This window comes from Microbispora sp. ATCC PTA-5024 (assembly GCF_000511135.2).
Taxonomy (GTDB): Bacteria; Actinomycetota; Actinomycetes; order Streptosporangiales; family Streptosporangiaceae; genus Microbispora; species Microbispora corallina.
In genome coordinates, this window is sequence record NZ_KI866525.1 from 1,044,587 (window position 1) to 1,051,106 (window position 6,520).

Here is a 6,520-nt window from a genome sequence, read left to right on the forward strand (position 1 = left end):
GGGCCCGGAGTCCGGACCTGGCGCGCGAGCGCCGTCGAGCGTCTCCCCCGCGCCGCCCCGGTCGGCGGGCGCGCGCAGCGAGTCGCGGGGCCCGTCGTGGCGGCGTCCGCCCGGGCCCGCCTCCATCAGCGGTCCCAGCAGGTCGCGGTCCCGCTTCTTCCGCTGGTCGACCGGCTTCGCCGGCGGCGGCACCGGCGGCAGCACCGAGTCGCGCGGGTCGCGCTTGGGCGCCTGCACGACGACCCCCACCACGTCGAGGGACGAGAAGTCGGTGAACGGCCGGGCGTACGCGGTCTTGACCAGCTCGCCCGGCGTGTTCTCGACCCGCTCGATGATCCCGATCGGCACCCCCGCGACGTACGGCTTGCTCTGCTGGGAGCCGAAGGACACGATCCGCTTGCCCACGCTCAGCGGAGCCGAGGAGTCGAACAGCCGAAATCTGATCATGTTGTCGCCGCCGCCCGCCTCGCCGAGGCCGCTCACGACGCCGATCTCGTTGCCGCCCTCGAGCCGCGCGCCCGCCGACAGGGCGGGGTCGGTGAGAAGCGCGACGGTCGAGGTGTCCGGCCCCGCCTGGACGACCCGGCCGACCAGGCCCTCCCCTGTGAGCACGCTCATGTCGGCGCGCACCCCGTCGCCCGACCCGGCGTCGATCTCCACCGCGTCCTCGAACCCCGGGACGGTACGACGGGCGACGACCTGGGCGGGCACGACCCGGTAGCGGCCGAGCCCGGCCAGGCCGAGCATCCTGTCGAGCTTCGCCAGGTGGTCCTTGTCGAGGCGCTGCGCCGACAACTCACTCCTGAGCTGCGCGTTCTCCTTGCGCAGCGCGGCGACCGTCCGCTCGGCGCCGGGCGCGCCCCGCACCATCCCGACGAAGCCGGTGATCGGGCCGGTGACGGTCGCGGTCGCACTCTCCAGCCGGCCGAACAGGCCCGCCGCCGTCTGGCGGATCGGGCCCAGGACGGGAAGTCCCGCGGACCGGTGGTCCACCGTGATGAGGATCAGTGCGACGGCGAGGAGGAGGCCGAGTGCGAGACGGGCGCGGCGGGTGTCTCTCATGACCGCTCCTTAGTTGCGGGGCTCCGGCACGAGCACCTGTTGGAGCGCGTCGAAGTCCTCCACGCACTTTCCGGAGCCGAGGGCGACCGAGTCGAGCGCGTTGTCGGCCAGGTGGACGGGCATGCCGGTCTCGTCGCGGAGCCGGTCGACCATGCCGCGCAGCAGCGCGCCGCCGCCGGTCAGGGCGATGCCCCGGTCCATGAGGTCTCCGGAGAGCTCGGGCGGGCACTTATCCAGCGTCGACTTGACCGCGTCGACGATGACGTTCACCGGCTCGGCGATCGCCCGGCGGATCTCCTCGGCGGAGATGACCACGGTCTTCGGCAGACCGCTGACCAGGTCCCTGCCGCGGACCTCGGCGTGGAAGTCCTCGCCGATGGCGCACGCGGACCCGATGGCGATCTTCACTTCCTCCGCCGTGCGCTCCCCGAGCATCAGGGAGTACTCCTTCTTGGCGAAGGCCAGGACCGCCTGGTCGAGCTCGTCGCCCGCCACGCGGATGGACTGACTGGTCACGATCCCGCCCATCGAGATGATCGCGACCTCGGTGGTGCCGCCCCCGATGTCGACCACCATGTTGCCGGTCGGCTCGTGGACGGGCAGGCCGGCGCCGATCGCGGCGGCCATGGGCTCCTCGACGATGTAGACCCGCCGCGCTCCGGCCTGGTACCCCGCCTCCTTGACCGCGCGCTGCTCAACAGCGGTGATCCCGCTGGGCACGGCCACAATGATGCGGGGCCGGACGAAGTGCCGGCGCTTGTGCACTTTCTGGATGAAGTACCTCAGCATGCGCTCGGTCACATCGAAATCCGCAATGACCCCGTCGCGCAGGGGCCGTATCGCCACGATGTTTCCGGGCGTTCGCCCGATCATCCGCTTCGCTTCTATCCCAACAGCCACGATCTTGCCGGTCGTGACGTTGATGGCGACGACGGACGGCTCGTTCAGAACGATGCCGCGTCCTCGCACGTAGACCAGAGTGTTCGCCGTGCCAAGGTCGACGGCCATGTCACGGCCCAGGAATGTCAGCTTGCTGCCCATGCGGAAGGAAGCCTTCCTTCAGGTGGTGAGCGGGTAGGCGGGATAACGCATCGCATTCGAATCGTAACGGCACGTGCTCATGACTGGGCACATCGAGCCCTCACGCCCCGGGAAAATTCGGGGTCTCCCAACCAGAGATCGGTCACCGCCCTGGAAAACACGAGAGGCCCCGGTTTAGCCCGGGGCCTCTCGTGTGGCAAACGCTAGAAACGGTCCGGAAAGAAGATCTTGATCTCGCGGGCCGCGGACTCGGGCGAGTCGGAGCCGTGCACGACGTTCTCGCCGATCTCCAGCGCGTGGTCGCCGCGGATCGTGCCGGGAGCGGACTTCACCGGGTCGGTCAGGCCGGCCAGGCCGCGGAACGCCTCCACCGCGCGCGGGCCCTCGAGGACGAGCGCGACCAGCGGGCCGCCGGTGATGAACTCGACCAGCTCGCCGAAGAACGGCCGCTCGGAGTGCTCGGCGTAGTGAGCCTTGGCCGTCTCCGCGTCCAGCGTGCGCAGGTCCATCGCCACGATCTTGAGGCCCTTGCGCTCGATGCGGCCGATGACGTCCCCGATGAGGCCGCGACGGACTCCGTCGGGCTTGATCAGGACAAGCGTGCGCTCGGACACTGTTTCTCTCCTTGGTGTGAAGCGGATGTGCTCAGGACGCCGGGCTCCGCGCGCGTGATGCCGCAGCGGTTCGGGAGCTCCAACGCAACCGCAGCTTACCGGTCCCGGCGCCGCCCCCCGGTCCTCACGACACCGCCCGGAGCGTCGGACATGCCTGACGAAGACCTCGCGGCACCGCGCGGGGAGTCGGGTGTCGCGGGCAGAGCTCTCGGGACACCTTGCGGGGCGTCTGCCGTCTCCGGCGGAAGGAGTCTCGTGGCGCCGCCCGCCCGGGGTCAGTGTTCGGGGCGCTGCTCGGTCGTGGCCCCGGTCTCCCCTTCAGGTGAGGGCGTCGGAGCGGGGACGACGGGAGCGCCCGCGGATGCCGTGCTCGGTGGGGATCCGGCCCTCCGGGCGAAGAGCGCGCCGAGCACGATCACACCGACCACGACGAACCCGCCCACCAGCGCCCACGCGTGCAGCGCGTCGATGAAACCGTCGACGAGGGCCTGCCGGTCGCCCGCCGCCGTGCGGGTGGCCTCCTGCAGCCTGTCGACCTGGATGCCGGTGCCGAGCAGGAAGCCCGCCAGCACCGCGGGGAAGCACAGCGACAGCCCGAGCAGCGCCGACCCCACGCCCGCCAGCCGGAACGCGCTCACCAGCGCCACCGCCGACCCCGCCGCGAGCAGCACGAACGGCACCACGAGCGGCGGGCCGTCCGGCTCGGGCACGACCACGCGGATGGCGGCCAGGCCGACCACCACGGCCACGAGCCCGCCGTTGGTCAGCCGCGCCGCCAGCGCCTCCGGCAGCAGCCCCGCCACCACGGCCGCGCCCAGCGCGGCCACCGCCGCGATCACGAACGGCAGCCACAGGCCTCTGAGCCCGGGGCCGCCGAGCCCGCCCAGCTCGACGTACGTCGCCTGAGCAGCCGTGGGGAGCACGACCAGGCCGACGGCCACGTATGTGAAGGCCAGCATGCGCCCGCCGGGACCCTCGAACGTGCCCACCGCGCCGAGTGCCAGCATCCCGACGACGGCGACAGCCGCGGCCACGACGACCAGCGTCGGCGGCCAGTCGAAGGTCGTGCCGACGGCGAGAACGGCGATGCCGGCGGAGGGAACGGCCGCGAGCGTGAGCCGTCCGCGCTCCGCCGACGAGGGCCGGCGCACGGACGCGGCCGCTCGCGCGCTCTCCTCCTCCCCGGACAGCAGCCACAGCACCAGGTAGACCGCGGCGAGCGCGAGGGCGATCCCGGTGAGCAGCGGGTACGGCTGGAGGGTGACGCGCCAGGAGTCCACGTTGTCGAGCGGCCACAAGGCGAGCGCCTGCGCGGACAGCAGCGCCGCCCCGAGCATCCCGGCCCAGACGGGCAGCAGCACGTCGCGGCTCGGCCGCTCGGAGACGGCCACGAGCGTCGCCGGCACGAGCATGCCCGCGCCGACGCCGTGGAGCACGCGCAGCGCCGCGACCAGCGCGGTGCTGCCGGCGTAGCCGCCCGCCGCGTCGGCCAGCGCCAGCAGCGCGAGCCCGGCCACGAGGATGGGTGCGGCGCGGAACCGGCGCACGGCCACCGCAGCGAGCGGCACGGTCAGCAGCATGGCGGGCAGCGCCAGACCGTGCGCCCGCATCATCTCCACCTGCGAGACGCCGGGCGGGAGCAGCGCCGCCACCACCGAGATGGTGTTCGGGATGGCGACGATCGCCAGCGGCAGCGCGACGGCGGTGAGCAACCCGACCACGACGTCGAGCAGCAGAGGGGCGCGCACGGCGCGGATCGCGACGGCGGTCCGGGCCTGCGGAACGGGAGGGACGGCCATGGTTGCCGACTTTAGCGCTTAGTCGCCCCTTCGACACGGCGAGCGACGAAGATGGCCGCCATCCACAGGACCGCGAAGATCACCCCGAGGAAGAACATGGCCGGGACGAGGAACCCGGTCGCGATCGCGAGCACCTGGATGACGGTCCCCGCGATGTACGCCGCCGGTCGCTTGAGCATCCCGGTGACGAGGACGCACAGCACCGCCAGCCCCAGCCCGACCGTCAGCGCGACCGACGGGGCGACCTTGTTGATCGTGATGGCGACCGGGGTCGTCAGCGCGACGACGATCGCCTCCATGCCCAGCACGCTCGCGCCGAGCCTGCGCATGCCGGGAGTCACCTCGAACACGCCGTCCCACCTGCTCGTCTCTCGAGTCGTTACCTGGTTCTCTGCCTGGGCCGTTGCCTGGGCCGTTGCCTGGGCCGTTGTACGGGTCGCCTGTCGCGGCCCTTGCGCGGTCGTTTCCTGGGGCCCTTGCCGCGCGGCCTCCTCAGGCGCCCGCGTGCTCATCGCTCGCCCTTCAACAGGATGCGGGCGTCGCCGACCGTCACGACCGAGCCGGTGATCAGGACGCCCGAGCCGAACTCGTCCCCCTGGTCCGCCAGGCCGATCGCCATGTCGATCGCGTCGTCCAGCCGCTCGGTCGGGTGGACCCGCTCCTGCCCGAAGATGCCCTCGGCGCGCGCGGCCAGCTCCTCCGGGCTCATCGAACGCGGCGAGGAGTTCCGCGTGACGATGAGCTCCTCCACGACCGGCTCGAGCAGCTCCAGGATCGCGTCGACGTCCTTGTCCGCCATCGCGGCCACCACTCCCACGAGCCGGGTGAACCCGAACGCCTCGCTGATCGCGTCGACGGTCGCCTCCATCCCTCCCGGGTTGTGGGCGGCGTCCAACACCACCGTGGGACCCCGCCGGACCACCTCAAGCCGTCCGGGGCTGGCCACCTGGCCGAACGCCTGCCGTACGACCTCGTCCCCGAGCGGATCCTCGCCGGCGGTCATCGTCTCGACGGCCGCCAGGGCCGCCGCGGCGTTGCTCGCCTGGTGCGCGCCGTACAGGGGCAGGAAGACGTCCTCGTACACGCCCTTCAGACCCCGGAGCTGAAGCACCTGGCCACCCATCGCCAGCTCGCGGTGGAGGACGCCGAACTCGAGGCCTTCCCGGGCGACCACGGCTCCGGTCTCGGCCGCGCGCCGCATCAGCACCTCGGCCGCGGGAAGCGGCTGCTGCGCCAGCACCGCCGTCGCGCCCGGCTTGATGATGCCCGCCTTCTCCCCGGCGATCGTGGCGACGTCGGGGCCGAGGTAGTCGGTGTGATCGAGCGAGATCGGCGTGATCACCGCCACCGTGCCGTCCGCGACGTTCGTTGCGTCCCACGTGCCGCCCATGCCGGTCTCGATGACCGCCACGTCGACAGGCGCATCGGCGAACGCGGCGTACGCCATCGCGGTCAGCACCTCGAAGAAGCTGAGCCGGCCGATCTTGCCGTCGATCATTTCGAGGTACGGCTCGATGTCCTGGTACACCTCCGTGAACCGGTCCTCGGACAACGGCTCACCGTCGAGCGAGATCCGCTCACGCATGGAGACAAGGTGAGGGCTCGTGTAGCGGCCCACCCGCAGATTGCGCTCACGCAGCAGGGCCTCGGTCATGCGGGCAGTACTGGTCTTGCCGTTGGTCCCCGCGATGTGGACGACGGGATAGGCCTTCTGAGGGTCGCCAAGGAGTTCCAACAACGCGGTGATGCGATCGAGCGAGGGGTCGAAGTTCCATTCGACGCCCCGCGCCATGATCGCCTGCTCGGCGGCTCGATATTCCACGCCCATCAGCGTACGGGCTCACCGCGCAGGTTCCGGTCCGGGGCAGTGGCCTGTGGATAAGTCGCCGTGAAGGGTTGTGGCAGCGCGATGGCTGGTCTGGTTGTGCCGATGACGTGTGCCGGCGGCGGGTCGGGGTGGTGGGTTGTGCGGGGGCCTGGGTGGTGGGTTTGCGCGGAGGCGCT

At 71.6% G+C, this 6,520-nt stretch carries 6 protein-coding genes; all 6 read right to left on the reverse strand.

Annotated elements, in window-relative coordinates:
* Nucleotides 1–1,062 (reverse strand): rod shape-determining protein MreC (gene mreC, locus MPTA5024_RS30695; RefSeq protein WP_063794808.1); only part of this gene is annotated, 1,062 nt, incomplete at its 3' end.
* Between the two features lie 9 nt (nucleotides 1,063–1,071).
* Nucleotides 1,072–2,103 (reverse strand): rod shape-determining protein, encoded by a 1,032-nt coding sequence (locus MPTA5024_RS30700; RefSeq protein WP_036330715.1) that lies wholly within the window; start codon nucleotides 2,101–2,103, stop codon nucleotides 1,072–1,074.
* Between the two features lie 203 nt (nucleotides 2,104–2,306).
* Nucleotides 2,307–2,717 (reverse strand): nucleoside-diphosphate kinase, encoded by a 411-nt coding sequence (ndk, locus tag MPTA5024_RS30705; RefSeq protein WP_036330716.1) that lies wholly within the window; start codon nucleotides 2,715–2,717, stop codon nucleotides 2,307–2,309.
* A 275-nt stretch (nucleotides 2,718–2,992) separates the two neighbouring features.
* Nucleotides 2,993–4,516 carry a hypothetical protein gene (locus MPTA5024_RS30710; protein WP_036330717.1) on the reverse strand — a complete coding sequence of 508 codons (1,524 nt, stop codon included), beginning with the start codon at nucleotides 4,514–4,516 and terminating at the stop codon, nucleotides 2,993–2,995.
* 11 nt (nucleotides 4,517–4,527) lie between these two features.
* A complete protein-coding gene (locus tag MPTA5024_RS30715) occupies nucleotides 4,528–4,866 on the reverse strand; it encodes a DUF4233 domain-containing protein (protein ID WP_198167481.1) in 339 nt (112 codons plus the stop codon).
* Nucleotides 4,867–5,024: 158 nt separating this feature from the next.
* Nucleotides 5,025–6,308, reverse strand: a complete 1,284-nt coding sequence (locus tag MPTA5024_RS30720; protein WP_157099832.1) for a bifunctional folylpolyglutamate synthase/dihydrofolate synthase — start codon at nucleotides 6,306–6,308, stop codon at nucleotides 5,025–5,027.
* Nucleotides 6,309–6,520: the final 212 nt, after the last annotated feature.